The organism is Thermococcus sp. LS2, assembly GCF_012027375.1.
Lineage (GTDB): Archaea > Methanobacteriota_B > Thermococci > Thermococcales > Thermococcaceae > Thermococcus_B.
The window spans coordinates 41181-57213 of the sequence record NZ_SNUI01000001.1 but is presented as its reverse complement, the minus strand read 5'-3'; the positions used below and the strand labels follow the sequence as shown (position 1 = coordinate 57213).

Here is a 16033-nt window from a genome sequence, read left to right as displayed (position 1 = left end):
TTAATCTGGGAATTACTTATGTGATATCATGGAGTGGAAAGAGCAGCTGAGAAATGAGGGCTTTCTGGAGGCTGGCCAGTTTAGAATAGAGCTTTGAGGGCATTGAAGAAGCTGAGGGGTGTTGAATAAATTTGTTTAAATTTCGCTATAGGTCTCCAATTTTTAATTAAAAACTGCTCATATCTGAAGGAAAAGTCCTAAATATACGAAGGAACTACTTAATTTGGTGATGCTTATGGATATTGCTAAGTACATTGATCACACCAATTTGAAGCCTTATGCAACAAAGGAAGATATAATCAAGCTGTGCGAGGAAGCTAAGAAATACGACTTTTATGCTGTCTGCGTTAATCCCTACCGCGTAAAACTTGCAAAGGAGCAATTGAAGGGCACAGACATAAAGGTCGCATCGGTTATAGGCTTTCCGCTAGGTGCAACGCCTACAGAGGTTAAGGTCTTTGAAGCAAAAAAAGCGCTTGAAGATGGTGCTGATGAGCTTGATATGGTCATAAACATTGGGGCATTGAAAGATAAGGATTATGACTACGTCAAGAGGGATATAGAAGAAGTTGTCAAAGTTGCTCACGAGAAAGGAGCAATAGTTAAGGTAATCATTGAAACCTGCTATCTGTCAGATGAAGAGAAGAAGATAGCATGTAAGCTAGCAATGGAGGCTGGAGCTGATTTTGTAAAGACTTCAACGGGCTTTGGAACCGGAGGGGCTACAGTGGAAGATGTTAGGCTGATGAGAAGGGTTGTTGGGGATAAGCTTGGGGTTAAAGCTGCCGGAGGAATAAGGACTTACGAGCAGGCTTTAGAAATGATTAAGGCAGGGGCAAACAGAATCGGTACCTCAAGTGGGGTAAAGATCGTGGAGGGTGCCAAAAAGTGAAGGAAGAGCTCTATGATCTCCTAAAAGCTGCTATCGAAGAGCTCAAAGAGGAAGGCCTAAATCCGGATATAATACTCGCTGGACCAGAATTTCTTAAGTATGCGGCAGATATACTTCAGAACTGCGGACTTGCTGTTTATGAGATAAAGGAGCTTAACTCTGATGCCGTGATTGCAGACTCCCAATACTTGGGACAGCTTAAGAGGGCCTCAAGAAGAATATCAATAGAGCTTCTCTTCAAAGAAAAGGAAGTATGGGAGGAGATACAGAGAGTTTAGGTTTGTATGAGACTTACTATGTCTGAGTACCTTTTCTTTATTATATACCCCAATCCTCCTCCGACTATTATTCCGCTGACTGCTTGAAGAGTATTTCCTGGGACTTCAACTATAGCACTCGGATAGCCATAGAAGAACACCTCAACAAGGAAGTATCCAAAGACCATGATGAATCCACCGACTATTGTTCCTATGAGTATCCCTGTGAAGTCTTCTCTCTTGTAAGCTATATATCCGACGGCTAATCCTTCAAGACCTTTGATTATCAATGTAAAAGGTGCCCAGTGGGCATAGCCAGTGATTGCATCTGCCAAAGCTGAACCAAAACCTCCAGCGAATGCTCCAACCAGCGGTCCAAACAGCACACCGCTCAGCATGACCATTGTATCTCCAAGGTTGATATAACCTCTTGTTGGTGGTGTTGGGACTTGAATCACAATTGTCGCAACTGTTACTAAAGCTGTCATAACAGCTGAGATTGCCACAACTTGGGATTTTTTGAACTCCTCTTTTTTAATGACAAAAATGTACACAATATAGATTAAAACAGCAAGCGCTAGTATAGGTTTTGCATATGCCCCAATTGCTTCGAACTCCATATTTCGCACCTCCTCTTTACACAAATTTCAAGTTAAAACTTGAAATCGATGCTTAAAAGCTTTTTGCAAAAAAGATGGCAGTGCAAAATTCGAAAACTTAAGAAAACTTAAAAAGAAGGGGAACTCACTTAAGAGCGGCTTTAAGAGCCTCTTCAAAGATTTCCATGGCGACATCAATCTCTTCCTTAGTGACGATCAGCGGTGGGATGAATCTCAGTGAATTGTCGCCACAGCCGAGGAGGATTAGTCCTCTCTTTGCAGCTTCCTTGACAACCTTATTCCTAACCTCTGGGTTCTTCTCCTTTGTGTCCTTGTTCTTGACGAATTCTACTGCTTGAGCTAAGCCGAGACCTCTTGCATCGCCGATAACTTCGTATTTCTCCTCAAACTCCTTAAGTCTCTTGTGGAGGTAATCACCAACCTCTTGGACGTGAGGTAATAACTCTTTGACAATTTCAACGACTTCAAGTGCAGCAGCGATTGCTACTGGATTTCCACCGAATGTTGATGCATGTCTTCCTGGCTTGTCAAAAGCTATGTCAGCTCTGTGCACGACACCAGCTAATGGAATTCCTCCACCAATGGCTTTACCGAACTGAATTGTGTCTGGTGCTATGCCAAAGTGCTCAATTGCCCAGAACTTTCCAGTTCTTCCAACGCCCATCTGAACTTCGTCATCCGCTAAAAGAATTCCGTACTTGTCTGCAAGTTTCTTGAGCTCCTTGAAGAACTCTTTTGGTGGAACGATGTATCCACCTTCACCTTGTATTGGTTCAAAGACAATTGCTCCAACTTCCTCTGGTGGAACATGCCTGAAGACGTACTCCTCAATGAACTCAATGACTCTGTTCACGAGCTCCTTTGGATCGGCATAACCGTCAATGTGCCATGGGTTTCTGTATGGGTTTGGATATGGAACGTGCTCAACGCCAGGCATTGTTGGGAAGAATCTCTCCTGTTGAACCCACTTGCTTGCTGTTAAGCTAAGAACAGCCTGTGTTCTTCCGTGGAATGCATGGTAGAATGCAATGAATCTCTTTCTTCCTGTTCCGTACTTGACGAGCTTCATCATGGCTTCATTAGCTTCAGCACCGCTGTTTTGGTAAACTACTTTCTTTGGAAACTCTCCTGGAGAAAGCTCAGCAAGCTTTTGAGCCAGGATTACAGCGTTCTCATAGAAGAAGTCGTTTAATGCGAAGTGAGTGAACTTCTCAGCTTGTCTCTTTATAGCTTCGACAACTCTTGGGTGGGCATGTCCAACGTTAAGAACACCAACACCGCTTCCAAAGTCATAGAAAGCGTTGCCATCAACGTCGTAAACCATTATCCCTTCTCCTCTCTCGATAACAATTGGCAAGGCATCTGGGTCTTGGGTTGTAACTGCTAAAAGGTCAAAGTTCCTCTCAATAACTTCTCTTGCTTTCGGCCCAGGAAGCTCTTTAACAACTGGTCTCTTCACCATTTTAGCTCACCAAAGAAGAGTTGTAATTATGCTATATAATTTTATGCTCATCAGTGAACAGATTTGTTCGAAAAAGTTTCGAGAAAAATTAAAAAACGTTGAAATTAAGCACCGTTCTTTTCTATCCAGCTCTCAATGAATTCCTTTGCAGAGTTTGCTGCAATTGCACCTTGGCCAACTGCCACAGCAATCTGCTTGAAAACATTTGTTATATCTCCTGCAGCAAATATCCCTGGAGCTTTAGTCCTCATGTGCATGTCAACGGGTATGTAGCCCCACTCATCTGTGATGCCGAGATGCTTAACAAAATCTGTCTTTGGCTCATATCCAATGAATATGAACACACCATCAACTTTCTTCTCAAAGACTTCTCCAGTCTTTACATTCTTAAGCACAACAGCCTCAACCTTTTCTTTGCCTTTTATTTCAATTACAACAGTGTCTAAAAGTGCCGGGATACCAGCTTCTTTGAATCTATCTTGGAGAATCTTGTCTGCTCTGAACTTGTCTCTCCTGTGAACCAGTGTAACTTTAACGCCAATGCTGTGGAGATATAATGCTTCCTGCAGTGCTGTGTTTCCACCGCCGACAACTATTACTTCTTTTCCAACAAACAAGGGTCCATCACAAGTTGCACAATAGCTCACTCCTCTCCCTGTAAACTCTTTCTCTCCAGGGACGTTGAGCTTTCTCGGCTCTGCTCCAACCGCTATGATAACGGTCTTTGCCTTGTAAACTTTCCCGTTTTTGGTGTAAACGAGCCAGTAGCACTTGCCCTCGTAGTATGGGCACTCTCCCTTGTCAATCCTCTCGACCTCATCAAAAACTATGTCAACATTGTATTTCCTCACTTGATCGTACATCCTTCTGTTGAGCTCTGAACCGCTTATTCCTTCTGGAAATCCTGGATAGTTTTCGATTAAGTCCGTTAATGCCATATTTCCTCCTAAATCTCTGCTTATTATGATTGTTTCAAGCCCGAATCTCGCTGCGTATATTGCTGCTGTATATCCAGCCGGCCCAGCACCGATAATTATGACATCCCAAGTTGTTTTTTCTTCTTTTCCTTTTGAAAATCCAGTTAAGCTGAACATCTTTCTCACCTCCAAACTGCTTCTTAATTGAACAATTTAAAAGCATTATTGGACAAATTTGTGTAATTTACCCTAAATCAGTTTAATATGCTTGTCTAGAATTAAATGCAGCAAGTAGCCCATAAATGCCGCGAATCCTATGAATGCTCCCTCCTCAAGCTTCAGCCCCAGGCCATAAACTACTACCAAAAAGGAGACGATTCCATAAATAATTCCAAAGCCTATAGAGTGTACTATGCCTCTGTGCCTGGGTATTACTGCTGAGAAGACATACCAAGAGGCAAAAGCCACGAATGAGGATATGGCCCATGCTATAGTGAGATTTGCCCAGTCATAGCTTGTCAATGTGATGTCTTTGAGCTTTAGAAAAGCTGATGAACCTATGGCAACTGCTACTAGAGGCTTTGTACCTTTGTGGATGATGGCATCTGGATGGTCTATATCTGGCAAATCACTACCCAGAACATAGAAAGCATATCCAAGCATCATGGCCATAGCACTTAGCTGAAACGGCACATTTAGGTAAACTTTAAGAAGAGAAGCAATTAAAATGACTAGAGGATAAGTGATTATACCTCCAAGAACATGCTCCTCGTAGTTCATTTGTTTTCCTCCTCTGTCCTCTCTTCCTCTAAGAACCTTCTCACGTAGTCTGGAACCTTGTAGTTTCCTTTTGGATCGCCGACAAGGAAACCGAGCCTTATAAGCTCTTCAAGCTGCTCATAAGCTTGAATGCCCGGCTTTTTAACCTCCTTTGCAATCTGGATGTAGCTGACTGGTCCTCCATTAAATTTGTAAACTATTGCTTCAATCAAATCTCTATACTCCTTTGGAATCCTTGTGAGGTATTCTTCCAGGCTCTTTGGCTCTTCAAGGATTGTTGTAACAACATAATCGTCAATTGGGTCGAACTTATGTTTGCTGGCCTCACTTAATACATAATGAAGCAGTCTCAAAATCTGCCTTGGATTTCCTTTTCCAAGTTCATGGATGAGCTTTATTGCTCCCTCTGTGAAAGGATAAATTGGATCATCGGTATCCCTAATCCTCACTTTGTTCAGCCTCTTCTTAACGAGCTCAAATGTATCCTCAAGACTCATAGGTCTGAGCTTGAATTCATAGTGCAGACGCATGAAAAATGCCGGGAAAATCTTTGTATATTCTTCATATGCCTCTGGAATACATGCAAATGCAACTATACATCCTTGAGGCATGTTGCTTATGAAGTGCCTTAACATCTCAAAGAACTGAATCTTTTCGTGCTCTCTTGCAGTCCGCATGTTCTCGAGTTCATCCAAGAGAAGAGCGGAGTATTGATATCTGTTCAGCTCTTTCGTCAGCATCTCGGCAATATCCCTCGATTTATACTCTTGGGTAGATGAGAGCATCTTCTCCAAGCGGTCGATGAAGCCAAGCTTCCTTGAGAGATTTTCTAGGAATATGTTCGTCTTACTCTTTGGGGGCTTCATCGAGTTGAATATATCCCTTGTGATTTTCAAAATGTCGTTGGTATCAACTTTGACGTAGATAGCTTTTCCTCCCTGCTCGCTTATAGCCTTGGCAATGCTTTTCAGCCTCTGAGTCTTTCCCATTCCCAAAGGCCCAACGATAGAAAAGGCAATTGAGCTTCTGTTTCCTATGACTTCGGAGATTATCATTGACAGCTTCATGTCGACCTCTTGATAAACGTGAATGCTCTCTATATCCTCAATGCCCTCGCTTGCCAACTCTCCGAATGGGTTCCTCGATAAGCCATAGACCTCATAGGAAGGAGAGGGGTAAACTTTAAGTGTGCTCGATCTTTCCATTTTACCCACCAACTTTAAATTTCAATAGAGATATAAAAGCTTGTCCATAGGGGGTGAAAAGATGGCAACGCTACTCATCACTGTGCCCTCGGGCAGAGAAGGTGATGCTTCCCTTGAGCTTGAGTGGGCATTGGGAGATGTCAAAATTAGGAGAACGAAGTGGAGAGGGGTTTTAATCGTTAAAACTCCTCTGCCAAAAGAGGAAGCTTTAAGAATTTTGAGAGATTTTGAGACGACTGCAATCTTCAAGATAGTTCCCTTGGAAAAGTGGGTTAGAAGCAAAAAGGAGGATATCATTGAAGAAGGATTTAAGCTCGCAAAAGCTAGAATTAAAGAAGGAGAAAGCTTTGCCGTTCGCTGCAAGAGAAGAGGAAACTGGATACGCTCAAGCAAGGAAATAGAGATCGAGCTTGGTGCAAAAATTAAGGAAAGCTTGAATGTACAAGTTAACTTGGACAATCCAGATTGGTACGTATGGATTGAGGTCTTAGGAAACAGAACTGCAATAAGCGTTATAAGGCCAGAAGAGATAATTAAAAAGGAGGTTGAGCTTTAGGCAATTGGTTCAATTATAAAGTGGGTTATTGTCTCTCTGACTCCATCAATCGAGGATACCTTATCGAGAATTTCCTCAAATCTTGTCCTGTCAACTTCAATCACTATGTCTATGTTTCCAGTAACCCTATATGCCCTTATTCCGTTAAGCTCCTTTATCTCCTCATAGACTTCTTTTCTTTTTGTTGGGTCTATTTTTACAAAGATAAAAGCTTTGTTGTTTTTGCCGTTCTCAAGAAACTCGACTGCTTTTCTGGTCAAATCTATGAACCCTCTCCCTGTTCTTATATATCCAATCTCTTTTAAGGTCTTCAGGTGAAAGCTCAATGCCTGTCTCGTAACTTTGAGTTCTCTTGCAAGTTCTTCTTGGCTTTTTTCAACAGTATGGACCTCAATAGGCTTTCCTTCATTATATAACTTTCTTAAAAGCTCAATTTGCTTTGATGTAAGCTTCACATTCTCTCCCATCATTTTCACCTCCCATTTGTCAAGTCATAATCTTCACATTATCCCAGGAGTTTTTGTATAAAACTCTTTTCCTATAGCTTAGTTTTTAACAAAAGGTTGAGATATTTGAAATATCGCAAAATAAAGTCCTATAATTCCTTTTTTGTAAATTGATTTGTATGCCTTGAACTATGCAAGTAAATACTTACGTTTGTAAATAGTTTTGTTAACCTTTCTAAGTCCCAGTAAGTATCAAAAGAACAGAAGAATAGAAAAAGGGTATTCAAATTTTAGGCTCAACTGCATAAACTGTCTTGTCATCTCCAATCCCTTCGATTAGTCCGCGATGCCTCCTCACGCAACTCTCACATTCTCCGCAGTGAATTGGCTTCCCATCCTCTGTAAACCCTTTCGGCATGTAGCATGAGTTTGAGTACTCATATTTTGCATTTAGCTCTTTCAAAAGCCTTGCGATGCCTTTCTTGTCAAGATCAATGAGAGGTGCAACAACTTTAACCTCACTCAATGCTCCATACCTCAGCATCTCGTTCATCTCTTCAACGAACTCTGGGGTATTATCGGGAAAAGTCGCTCCTTCCTCAGCGTTGAAGCCGACTATTATGTCTCCCCCTCCTAGGGCATCTAAAAGCGAAGCAGCTATGGAGATTAACACAACATTTCTCGCTGGAACCCAAACGCTTTTAGCTGTTTCTTGAGCAACTTCCATGCTCTCTAAATCCTTTGCTGTGACTTTTGGCGTTTCCCCTCCAACTAATGTAGTCCCCCTAAGCTTGGAGAACTCCTCTAAAAAGTCGAGTTTGATAATTTTAAGTGGAACATTCAGCTCTTTTGAGAAGAACTTTGCTACCTTGTTTGTTGCTTTCTCCTCATTGCTGCCATAGTTTATTGTGAGCATGATGACTTCATCATAATTTTTCTTTGCCCAGTATAGGCAAGCTGTTGAGTCTAGACCACCGCTAAATAAGACAACTGCTCTTTTCATTTTTTATCCCTCCAAAGCTATTCCTATTATCTCATCTATGCTATTAAACCCTTCTTCCTTTAAAAATCTCTCTATTCCTTCGCTGATTTCTTTAAAAACTTTAAATCCTCTCAATGAGACAGCAGTCCCAATTTGTAGAGCCTTTGCACCTACCATTAGGAATTCAACTGCATCTTGCCATGTCGTTATTCCTCCAATTCCGATGATGTCAATGTCCAGAGCTTTTGCTAAATCATAGACAGCCCTTAAAGCAATTGGTTTAATTCCTGGCCCAGAATAACCGCCGACCTTGTTGCTCAAAATTGGCTTTCTTGCGTAGATATCAATTGCAATAGCTTTGACTGTGTTAATTGCGGAGACTGCATCAGCTCCCGCTTTTTCTGCTGCTAGTCCGATTTTAGTTATGTCGTCAATGTTCGGAGTCAGCTTCGCTATTACCGGTTTATCTGTTGCATCTTTAACGGCTTTGACGACTTTATACACCATCTCTGGGTTCTGCCCAATTTCCATGCCGTAACCTTTGGCATGAGGACAGCTTAAATTAAGCTCAAAGGCATCTGCAACTTCGCTCAGCTTTTCAGCTAAGAATGCAAACTCCTTCTCGTCTTTTCCAAAGATTGAAACTATCACTGGGAAATCAAATTCCTCATTTTTGAATTCCTCGTAAAAAGCTTTCCAGCCTGGATTTGGAAGTCCCATGGCATTAATCAAGCCGTAGGGGAGCTCAACTATCGTGGGATTATCGTAACCTTTTCTAGGCTCAACCCCAATTGATTTTGTCACAACAGCTCCAGCTCCTTCCTTGTGTGCTCGCCTAAGCAGGTCGGGAGTCATATCTGCGACACCAGAAGCTAAGATGAGAGGATTCTCAAGCTTAAGCTTAGCAACTTCAACGCTCAGCATTTTTTACACCTAAGTGCTAAAAGGGAGTTCACCGTTTAATAAGTTTTGCCTCGTTAATTGTAAAGCAAGAGAATTCTTACGGCGGCGGACACGCCCGAGGGTGGGAACCCTCCTCCAGCGGCTTCCACCGGGACTCCCTCGCCCCCGCTACCCCACGAGCGCCGAACGTCCCGCCTACCGCTGCTCCCTTCCGGGCCTTGCGGGGTTCGGCGGGCAAAGGGCGTTAGCGGAGCCCTTCAGCTCCGCCTCGCCCACCGCCGGCCCCGTGGGACGAGGGCTCATTGTTTACCCCGGCTTCCGCCGCTGGATTCAGGAACCGCCCCTCGGGCTTCGGCCCCCGCATATCGACGGTTTCGGGTTACAGGGGACGCCGAACCCCCCGGCCTAGTCCGCCGCCATTTAAAAATAGATGTGAGGGTTATATAAAGGTTTGGTATCCTAGGAGATTTCAACAACCTTATTAGGAAGAAGCCATTGAAGGTCTGTTTAGAACAAAAATTCAATCAATGCGGCGAAAAGAATCTACTCCTTCTTCGACTCCCCGGTCATGACTGCTGAGGCTATCATGTGAGCTAACCTAAGAGGCTCGGGAATTAGAGAGCTCTTCTGGGTTATTTTGATTATCTCTTCTGCTGTTTTTGGTTCAAGTCCATAAGCTTGATAGAACAGCCTCTCTGGTATTAGTTCTCTCACCTCTCCACCTTTTCTCAGCAGCCTAATCCTCTCTTCAGCATCCGGGAAATGCTTTCTCAGAGCATCTTCCATAGCTTTTAAATCTGGTCTTTTTCTAATGACGACAATCACCGGCAGACCTGTCTCCTTGCTGAGCTTTTCTATATCAACAATGTTAAAACCAGCATAGGTTATGCCCTTTAGCATTATGACTCTCAGATCTTTAAAGCGGGAGTTTACAATGGAGTCAATCATCTTTTCTGTTGCGTCTCTCCCATCAACTTCAATCCATCTTACCAAAATTCCGACAACTTCTTGAGAGCCTTTCATGACAACTCCAATCAGAATAGTTTTGTCCCTCTCGATTTTGGATTTAAAAGAAAAAGTGCCGTCATCAAAACCAATAACCCTAATTTGAGGTTTTACCTTCCTAATCATTTTGTAACCTCTAACAGCCACTTGAGGTATTCTTTATTTACGGTGTCTATATCAATCCTAATTATTGCTGGAACTGTGTAGGGGTGCTTTTCCTTGAGTTCCTTTTTAAGCTCGTCCCAAAGCTCAACTTTTGTCTTAAGAATTGCACCGACTTCGTTGTCCTCCTCTATTTTTCCCTCCCACCAGTAGAAGGCTTTGTGCTCTCTTAGATTAGCACACGCTATGAGCTTCTTCTCCAAAAGCTCTTTTACAATCCTTTCTGCACTCTCCCAGTCCGGGAATGTTGTGTAAACAAGTATCATATCACTCATGCTACCACCATTTATAACCTCCTAAGGATAAACTTAAATCTTACGTTGAGTTATTTTTATCGGGGGTTGAGATGGAAATTGTAAGAGCACACCTAAGGATTTATGGCAGGGTTCAGGGGGTTGGCTTTAGATGGAGCATGCAGAGGGAGGCAAGAAAACTTGGAGTAAATGGCTGGGTCAGAAACTTACCCGATGGGAGTGTTGAAGCTGTAATAGAAGGAGAAAGGGAGAGAGTTGAAGCGTTAATTGGTTGGGCACATCAAGGCCCACCGTTTGCAAGAGTTACAAGGGTCGAGATAAAATGGGAAGAGCCAAAGGGAGAAAAGGGATTTAGAGTTGTTGGCTAAGATTTTGCACCAGTTTTTTCCAACATCACTTTCTTTGGGCAATATTGCACTTCACAATAGGCACACACAAAGTTTTCTTTCCTCTTATCTGGCGTGTGGAGGATGAGCTTTTTGAATCCGGGTATGTCTTTGATTTTTACAAATACATCAACTGGCAGAGTTCCGTCTATAACTATGTATGCTTTGCTGTCTTCATCTCTCAAGTTCCTGCTGAAGATTTCCATTATCGGAACATTGTTTTTTGAGAGAATCTGGAGAATGCTTGAAATTGCTTGAGAGTAGAGGTCTTTTTCAAATTCAATTTCAAGAACTTCCCAGCCCATTATTGGAGCAACATCAATTAGGCTTGGCAGAGGAGTTAATCGCTCGAAGATTAGCTTCAGCGGATAAGTTTTCTCAATGTATTCGATGGTATGATAGATTATCTTTCTGTTTACTCCAATAACCCTTGATAATTCACTGATTGGAACCTCTACGTTTCTTAGATATATCTTCCCGTTCTTAACACTCAACCCGTTCTCAAATAAAAACTCCGCAACTTTTTTTCTTGCCGGATAATTCTTAAAGTAAGCTTCTAATATGAGCATCATTTTTGCCACCTCTTACTCACAAATGTGTAGAAATGCATATTTAAACCTTTTCCCCATCAAACTTTAAGAAAGTTTGATCAAATGAGTGTTTTGCTCTCTTAATGTCGAATAGAGGATCGAATAATCCTTATAACTCTGCTCTACGCATTAACATGCATGAGCACTCAAAAATCAGCTTATCTCTATGCCTTCCTTGCAGTGTTGCTGTGGTCAACTATTGCCTCAGCCTTTAAGCTCTCCCTTAGATATCTTGACTATGCAAATCTTCTGCTCTATGCCTCACTAGCATCTCTGCTCATATTTTCTATTTTGACTGCAGTTCAGGGAAAAGTTCATGCCTTGAAAGAATTGTCTGCTCACAGATACTCGGTAGTTCTCGGATTAATCAACCCTTTCCTCTACTACCTCGTCCTTTTCAAAGCGTATTCCCTCCTCCCAGCTCAGGAGGCTCAGGCTTTGAACTATACTTGGCCAATAATGCTGACTTTGCTTTCAGTTCCATTACTGAAACAAAAAGTTAGGCTTAGAAACTTTTTAGGTGTTCTCATCAGCTTTTGTGGGGTCTTGATAATTTCTACGCGGGGAAATATAGCAGCTCTTAAGTTTGCTAATCCTTACGGAGCTTTCTTGGGTTTAATGAGCGCACTGATTTGGGCAACTTATTGGATTTTGAATCTAAAAGATGAAAGAGAGGCAGTGATTAAAATGTTCTTTAACTTTGCCTTTGGTTTTATTTACACTTTAGTTTTTGTACTCCTCGTTCATGGTCTTACATTCCCTCCCCTTAAAGGCTTAGCTGGTGCAGTCTACATAGGTGCCTTTGAAATGGGCATTACTTTTCTCTTGTGGCTTAAAGCGCTGGAACTATCAGAAACAACAGCCCAAATAGCAAACCTTGTTTACCTAACCCCGTTCATCTCTCTGATTATAATTCACTTTGCAGTAGGGGAGAAGATTTTGATTTCAACAATAATCGGCCTTGCTTTAATAGTGGCTGGAATTATTTATGGAGGTACTAGGAGAGGATAACCAAAAATGTAGAAAGGTTTAAATGTTTTTTAGCTGTAAAACACTCTGGTGGTTCTCATGATTGAGGTGGGCGAATATAAAGTTAAAGAAGGATTATACTACACAAAGGAGCATGAATGGGCTCAAGTTTTAGATGATGGAACTGTTCTTGTCGGAATAAGCGACTATGCTCAAAAAGAGCTTGGCGATGTTGCATACGTTGAGCTTCCAGAAGTTGGAAAAGAAGTTTCTCAAGGAGATGTTCTCTGTGAAATTGAGAGCGTCAAGGCTGTGAGCGAAGTTTACGCTCCAGTCAGCGGTGAAGTTGTTGAAGTTAATGGAGAGCTTGAGGATTCCCCAGAAAAAATCAACGAGGATCCATATGGAGCATGGATTGCAAAGATTAAGCCGTCAAACCTTGAAGAAGACTTAAAGAATCTTATGACAGCAGAGCAGTATGCTGAATACTTGAAGAGCCTCTGATTTTGTTTGGGTTTGTTTTTTCATATTTCGTTGGAGGTGTTCTTATGAGGACCCTAAAAGAATGGGATGTTAAGGTTAAGCTTGTGAGAACTAAGCGCGGAGCTATTCTCCATAAGATTGAGCTCTCTGAAAATCATTTCTTCCTTGAGCAGAACCCTCTTAAGGACTCTAAGTATGGAGTTGCTTATAGAGAAATCAAGAACAAATTCCCCGAATTCTACATGTTCTGGGAAATTAAGAACAACCGTTACACTGGAAGGCTCTTAGTTGGTTCATTCCTCGAGAAGGAGGAGATTGACGAGTTCATAACTCTCGTTGCACAGAGCGAGGACTTCAAGAAGTTTGAACACATCCTTGAGGAGATTGAAGAGGAGGAAAAGGAGTAGCTCGGCTTTCTTTTTTCATCACATTTCAGATACCCTAGAGTTCGTCATCGCTCACTTTATTGTTGCCTCTCGGTAAAATAAAGTTATTGAAATTCAAAAGGTAGGTAGAAAAAGTCTGCTCCTACAAATAGGCTCGGCCAGTATGCCCCTCATCATGCCTCAGATATCGTGAGGCTCCTCATAGCCATTATGATTTCTCGTGAGAGCTGATAAATTTATCCCTTAAGATGTAGAAAAGGATAGAAGAAAAATCAAGCGTTTTCGCTCCCTTTCTTCTGCAAGTATTCGTGTATTGCTTTTGCGGCTTTTCTTCCATCTCCCATTGCTAGGATTACGGTTGCTTCTCCTCTTATGGCATCTCCACCAGCAAAAACACCAGGAATTGAAGTCATCAAGTTCTCATTAACAACTATAGTTCCCTTCTCCGTAACCTTCAAGCCTGGCGTTGTCTTCCAGATTATCTTGTTTGGAACCTGTCCAATTGCTATAATCACCGTATTAGCTTCGACTGTTATTGTTTCACCTGTTGGAATGATTTTCCTCTTTCCTCTCGAATCTTTCTCATCGAGTGGCTTCATTTTCATGAACTTAACAGCTTTGACATTGCCTTTCTCATCCCCAATAAACTCGATGGGATTCACAAAGAACATGAACTTAACTCCTTCTTCTTTGGCGTGCTCTATCTCTTCTATTCTCGCTGTCATATCTTCTTCCCCCCTTCTGTATGCTATTGTAACTTCACTTCCCAGTCTTAGAGCTGTCCTTGCAGCGTCTATTGCTGTGTTTCCAGCTCCAATCACTATCGTCTTCTTGCCAACTTTTATTGGAGTGTCGTATTCTGGGAACTTGTAGGCTTTCATTAGATTAACCCTTGTGAGAAACTCGTTGGCTGAGTAAATTCCGTTGAGGTTTATTCCCGGCACTTCTGGAAGTTTAGGCGTTCCCGCACCCGTGGAAATAAACACTGCATCGTATTCCTCAATGAGCTCAGGAATTGTGACCGTTCTTCCAACTATGTGGTCTGTCTTTATCTCAACACCTAAAAGCTCAAGCTTCTTAAGCTCCTTTTTCACGATTTCTTTTGGAAGCCTGAACTCTGGAATACCATAGACAAGAACTCCCCCTGGATAATGCAGAGCCTCAAATACTGTAACATTGTAGCCCATCTTTGCGAGTTCTGCTGCGCATGTTAGGCCTGCTGGGCCTGCTCCGACTACTGCTACCTTTTGCTCTTTCTTTTCGATTTTGGGCATAATCTCCATCAAAAGCTCGTCATCTATTCCTTTTTCTCTTGCGTAGTCTGCTACGAATCTTTCTAGTTTTCCTATGTTTATGGCGTCTCCTACTTTGCCCATTACGCAAACTCCTTCACACTGGTCTTCTTGTGGACAAACCCTACCAGTAATAGTAGGCAAAGAATTACAAGCCCAAATAATCCGCAAAGCCTCTTTAACTGCCAAGTATGGATTGTCTCTGTGCTCCTTAAGCTTAGCAAGGAAGCCGGGAATGTTTATATTTACGGGACAGCCTTTAATACACGGAGCATAATTCTCTGGACACTGCAAACAGCGTTCAGCTTCCATTAAAGCAAGATCAAAGTTGTATCCCAAATTTACCTCATCAAAACTTTTGATTCTCTTAGCTGGCTCTATTTCGGGAGTAGGAACTCTGTTTTTTATGAACTCCCTCTTTGCCATCATTGTGCACCCCCTTGAAGCTTCTGCATATATTCTTGCATAGCTCTCATCTCCAAATCCCTATAATAGCTAGACCTCTTGATCAGCTCGTCAAAATCAACCTCATATGCGTTGAAAGTTGGACCATCAACACAGGCAAATCTCACCTTCCCTCCCACTGTTACTCTACAAGCGCCACACATACCAGTTCCGTCAACCATAATAGGATGTAAATCAACAAGCATTGGAACATTGAATTCCTTGACAACCTCAAAAATTACTTTTTGGTCACCAACTGGCCCAACCATAAACACTAAATCTGGTTTGAGCTCTTTTATCATGTCTCTAACTACTTCTCTGGCCCTGGCAGTTACATTTTTCATATTTTCGGGAAAGCTCTTTTCGGGATCAATTGGAACACCTACAGCAGTGTGTTTTGAAACAGCCTTTTCAAGCTCCTCTTTTAGTATAATCATGGGTTCAAAAGTGACCTGGAGAGTGTGAACTTCATTCCCTATTTCTTGCCACGCTTTGGCTATTGGAAATACCTCGACTATACCCGTATACAGGCCTATAGCAAGTATTTTTCCATATTTTCTCATTGGGGCTGGATTTCCAAGAGGACCAGCAATATTAAGGAAGTAATCCCCTTCTTTGAGTTTAGTATTTATCTGCATTGTTGTTTTTCCTCTAGTGAACACTACAAGACCTATCCACCCTTCATCTTTATTCCACATTACTGGGGTAAGAGGAATCCTTTCACCATTCTCAAAGGCTCTAACGATCACAAACTGCCCCGGTTGAAGCTTTTTAACTACATGAGGGGCATAAACTTTAAACCAAACATTTCTCATTGCGATTTCTTTCCTTTCGAGTATCTTATACACAATGAACACCTCCGTACATGTGCTCATTATTGAACATTCCTAAAAGTTTTGAACATTAAGTATTTATAAAAGTATTGTTAACCAAAGGTTAACAACATTGAAGAAAATTTGAGAATAGCAACACTTAACCAAAAATCCTAAAAAGAGGAGCCTAAATTTCAGAATTGGGGATGAGCCTCACGGTACGCTGAGGT

20 protein-coding genes and 1 other RNA gene are annotated in these 16033 nt (G+C 41.9%); 7 read left to right on the top strand and 14 right to left on the bottom strand.

Translation table 11 applies throughout. The features are described 5' to 3' along the window. Window positions 1-235 precede the first annotated feature (235 nt). Both deoC and E3E24_RS00335 read left to right on the top strand, forming a co-directional pair. The gene (deoC, locus tag E3E24_RS00340; protein ID WP_167886474.1) at window positions 236-892 is read left to right on the top strand and encodes a deoxyribose-phosphate aldolase; all 657 of its coding nucleotides are present in this window, start codon (window positions 236-238) and stop codon (window positions 890-892) included. Continuing rightward, window positions 889-1170 (top strand): family 4B encapsulin nanocompartment shell protein, encoded by a 282-nt coding sequence (locus tag E3E24_RS00335; protein ID WP_167886134.1) that lies wholly within the window; start codon window positions 889-891, stop codon window positions 1168-1170. The genes deoC and E3E24_RS00335 overlap by 4 nt, the downstream gene beginning before the upstream one ends. Here E3E24_RS00335 and E3E24_RS00330 read toward each other — a convergent pair. From E3E24_RS00330 to E3E24_RS00310, 5 genes are all read right to left on the bottom strand, one after another. Beyond that, window positions 1167-1769 (bottom strand): ECF transporter S component, encoded by a 603-nt coding sequence (locus E3E24_RS00330; RefSeq protein WP_167886133.1) that lies wholly within the window; start codon window positions 1767-1769, stop codon window positions 1167-1169. The genes E3E24_RS00335 and E3E24_RS00330 overlap by 4 nt on opposite strands. Window positions 1770-1893: 124 nt before the next feature. Further along, on the bottom strand, window positions 1894-3231 hold the full coding sequence (locus E3E24_RS00325) for an ornithine aminotransferase (protein WP_167886132.1): 1338 nt from the start codon (window positions 3229-3231) through the stop codon (window positions 1894-1896). Between the two features lie 104 nt (window positions 3232-3335). Further along, the gene (trxB, locus tag E3E24_RS00320; protein WP_167886473.1) at window positions 3336-4325 is read right to left on the bottom strand and encodes a thioredoxin-disulfide reductase; all 990 of its coding nucleotides are present in this window, start codon (window positions 4323-4325) and stop codon (window positions 3336-3338) included. Between the two features lie 72 nt (window positions 4326-4397). Next, entirely contained in the window at window positions 4398-4928 is a 531-nt protein-coding gene (locus tag E3E24_RS00315) for a metal-dependent hydrolase (RefSeq protein WP_167886131.1), read from the bottom strand. Beyond that, window positions 4925-6133 (bottom strand): AAA family ATPase, encoded by a 1209-nt coding sequence (locus tag E3E24_RS00310; protein WP_167915493.1) that lies wholly within the window; start codon window positions 6131-6133, stop codon window positions 4925-4927. Before E3E24_RS00310 ends, E3E24_RS00315 begins: the two co-directional genes overlap by 4 nt. Before the next feature lie 61 nt (window positions 6134-6194). On the opposite strand from E3E24_RS00310, the gene E3E24_RS00305 reads away from it, so the two are divergent. Then, window positions 6195-6689: a THUMP domain-containing protein gene (locus E3E24_RS00305; protein ID WP_167886129.1), complete on the top strand. Its 495-nt coding sequence runs from the start codon at window positions 6195-6197 to the stop codon at window positions 6687-6689. On the opposite strand, the gene E3E24_RS00300 is transcribed toward E3E24_RS00305, so the two are convergent. From E3E24_RS00300 to cutA, 6 genes are all read right to left on the bottom strand, one after another. Continuing rightward, window positions 6686-7159, bottom strand: coding sequence for an Lrp/AsnC family transcriptional regulator (locus tag E3E24_RS00300; RefSeq protein ID WP_167886128.1), 474 nt, complete (start codon window positions 7157-7159; stop codon window positions 6686-6688). The genes E3E24_RS00305 and E3E24_RS00300 overlap by 4 nt on opposite strands. A gap of 259 nt (window positions 7160-7418) precedes the next feature. Next, entirely contained in the window at window positions 7419-8138 is a 720-nt protein-coding gene (queC, locus tag E3E24_RS00295) for a 7-cyano-7-deazaguanine synthase QueC (protein ID WP_167886127.1), read from the bottom strand. A 3-nt stretch (window positions 8139-8141) separates the two neighbouring features. After that, on the bottom strand, window positions 8142-9041 hold the full coding sequence (locus E3E24_RS00290) for a dihydroorotate dehydrogenase (protein WP_167915492.1): 900 nt from the start codon (window positions 9039-9041) through the stop codon (window positions 8142-8144). Between the two features lie 82 nt (window positions 9042-9123). Continuing rightward, window positions 9124-9436: signal recognition particle sRNA (gene ffs, locus E3E24_RS00285), an RNA gene on the bottom strand. 127 nt (window positions 9437-9563) lie between these two features. Then, window positions 9564-10151 carry a DUF99 family protein gene (locus E3E24_RS00280; RefSeq protein WP_167915491.1) on the bottom strand — a complete coding sequence of 196 codons (588 nt, stop codon included), beginning with the start codon at window positions 10149-10151 and terminating at the stop codon, window positions 9564-9566. Next, window positions 10148-10453, bottom strand: a complete 306-nt coding sequence (gene cutA, locus E3E24_RS00275; protein ID WP_167886472.1) for a divalent-cation tolerance protein CutA — start codon at window positions 10451-10453, stop codon at window positions 10148-10150. The genes E3E24_RS00280 and cutA overlap by 4 nt, the downstream gene beginning before the upstream one ends. Window positions 10454-10533: 80 nt before the next feature. On the opposite strand from cutA, the gene E3E24_RS00270 reads away from it, so the two are divergent. Then, entirely contained in the window at window positions 10534-10809 is a 276-nt protein-coding gene (locus E3E24_RS00270) for an acylphosphatase (protein ID WP_167886124.1), read from the top strand. Here the strand turns inward: E3E24_RS00270 and E3E24_RS00265 are convergent. Beyond that, entirely contained in the window at window positions 10806-11399 is a 594-nt protein-coding gene (locus E3E24_RS00265) for a regulator of amino acid metabolism, contains ACT domain protein (protein ID WP_167915490.1), read from the bottom strand. The genes E3E24_RS00270 and E3E24_RS00265 overlap by 4 nt on opposite strands. A 156-nt stretch (window positions 11400-11555) precedes the next feature. Between E3E24_RS00265 and E3E24_RS00260 the strand changes: the two genes are divergently transcribed. The 3 genes from E3E24_RS00260 to E3E24_RS00250 are packed head-to-tail and all read left to right on the top strand — an operon-like array spanning window position 11556 to window position 13276. Further along, window positions 11556-12428: a DMT family transporter gene (locus E3E24_RS00260; RefSeq protein WP_167886122.1), complete on the top strand. Its 873-nt coding sequence runs from the start codon at window positions 11556-11558 to the stop codon at window positions 12426-12428. A gap of 57 nt (window positions 12429-12485) precedes the next feature. Then, window positions 12486-12890 (top strand): glycine cleavage system protein GcvH, encoded by a 405-nt coding sequence (gene gcvH / locus E3E24_RS00255; RefSeq protein ID WP_167886121.1) that lies wholly within the window; start codon window positions 12486-12488, stop codon window positions 12888-12890. A 44-nt stretch (window positions 12891-12934) separates the two neighbouring features. Beyond that, window positions 12935-13276 (top strand): hypothetical protein, encoded by a 342-nt coding sequence (locus E3E24_RS00250; protein ID WP_167886120.1) that lies wholly within the window; start codon window positions 12935-12937, stop codon window positions 13274-13276. A 251-nt stretch (window positions 13277-13527) separates the two neighbouring features. On the opposite strand, the gene gltA is transcribed toward E3E24_RS00250, so the two are convergent. Then, the gene (gene gltA / locus E3E24_RS00245) at window positions 13528-14973 is read right to left on the bottom strand and encodes an NADPH-dependent glutamate synthase (protein ID WP_167886119.1); all 1446 of its coding nucleotides are present in this window, start codon (window positions 14971-14973) and stop codon (window positions 13528-13530) included. Then, on the bottom strand, window positions 14973-15839 hold the full coding sequence (locus tag E3E24_RS00240; protein WP_167886118.1) for a sulfide/dihydroorotate dehydrogenase-like FAD/NAD-binding protein: 867 nt from the start codon (window positions 15837-15839) through the stop codon (window positions 14973-14975). Before E3E24_RS00240 ends, gltA begins: the two co-directional genes overlap by 1 nt. Between the last annotated feature and the right edge of the window lie 194 nt (window positions 15840-16033).

Coding starts and splice junctions, on each gene's coding strand:
- trxB (WP_167886473.1), bottom strand. CDS start 4,325: ATGTTCAGCTTAACTGGATTTTCAAAAGGAAAAGAAGAAAAAACAACT.
- E3E24_RS00270 (WP_167886124.1), top strand. CDS start 10,534: ATGGAAATTGTAAGAGCACACCTAAGGATTTATGGCAGGGTTCAGGGG.
- E3E24_RS00305 (WP_167886129.1), top strand. CDS start 6,195: ATGGCAACGCTACTCATCACTGTGCCCTCGGGCAGAGAAGGTGATGCT.
- E3E24_RS00310 (WP_167915493.1), bottom strand. CDS start 6,133: ATGGAAAGATCGAGCACACTTAAAGTTTACCCCTCTCCTTCCTATGAG.
- deoC (WP_167886474.1), top strand. CDS start 236: ATGGATATTGCTAAGTACATTGATCACACCAATTTGAAGCCTTATGCA.
- E3E24_RS00265 (WP_167915490.1), bottom strand. CDS start 11,399: ATGATGCTCATATTAGAAGCTTACTTTAAGAATTATCCGGCAAGAAAA.
- E3E24_RS00330 (WP_167886133.1), bottom strand. CDS start 1,769: ATGGAGTTCGAAGCAATTGGGGCATATGCAAAACCTATACTAGCGCTT.
- E3E24_RS00290 (WP_167915492.1), bottom strand. CDS start 9,041: ATGCTGAGCGTTGAAGTTGCTAAGCTTAAGCTTGAGAATCCTCTCATC.
- E3E24_RS00325 (WP_167886132.1), bottom strand. CDS start 3,231: ATGGTGAAGAGACCAGTTGTTAAAGAGCTTCCTGGGCCGAAAGCAAGA.
- cutA (WP_167886472.1), bottom strand. CDS start 10,453: ATGATACTTGTTTACACAACATTCCCGGACTGGGAGAGTGCAGAAAGG.
- E3E24_RS00280 (WP_167915491.1), bottom strand. CDS start 10,151: ATGATTAGGAAGGTAAAACCTCAAATTAGGGTTATTGGTTTTGATGAC.
- E3E24_RS00315 (WP_167886131.1), bottom strand. CDS start 4,928: ATGAACTACGAGGAGCATGTTCTTGGAGGTATAATCACTTATCCTCTA.
- gltA (WP_167886119.1), bottom strand. CDS start 14,973: ATGGCAAAGAGGGAGTTCATAAAAAACAGAGTTCCTACTCCCGAAATA.
- gcvH (WP_167886121.1), top strand. CDS start 12,486: ATGATTGAGGTGGGCGAATATAAAGTTAAAGAAGGATTATACTACACA.
- queC (WP_167886127.1), bottom strand. CDS start 8,138: ATGAAAAGAGCAGTTGTCTTATTTAGCGGTGGTCTAGACTCAACAGCT.
- E3E24_RS00260 (WP_167886122.1), top strand. CDS start 11,556: ATGAGCACTCAAAAATCAGCTTATCTCTATGCCTTCCTTGCAGTGTTG.
- E3E24_RS00250 (WP_167886120.1), top strand. CDS start 12,935: ATGAGGACCCTAAAAGAATGGGATGTTAAGGTTAAGCTTGTGAGAACT.
- E3E24_RS00300 (WP_167886128.1), bottom strand. CDS start 7,159: ATGATGGGAGAGAATGTGAAGCTTACATCAAAGCAAATTGAGCTTTTA.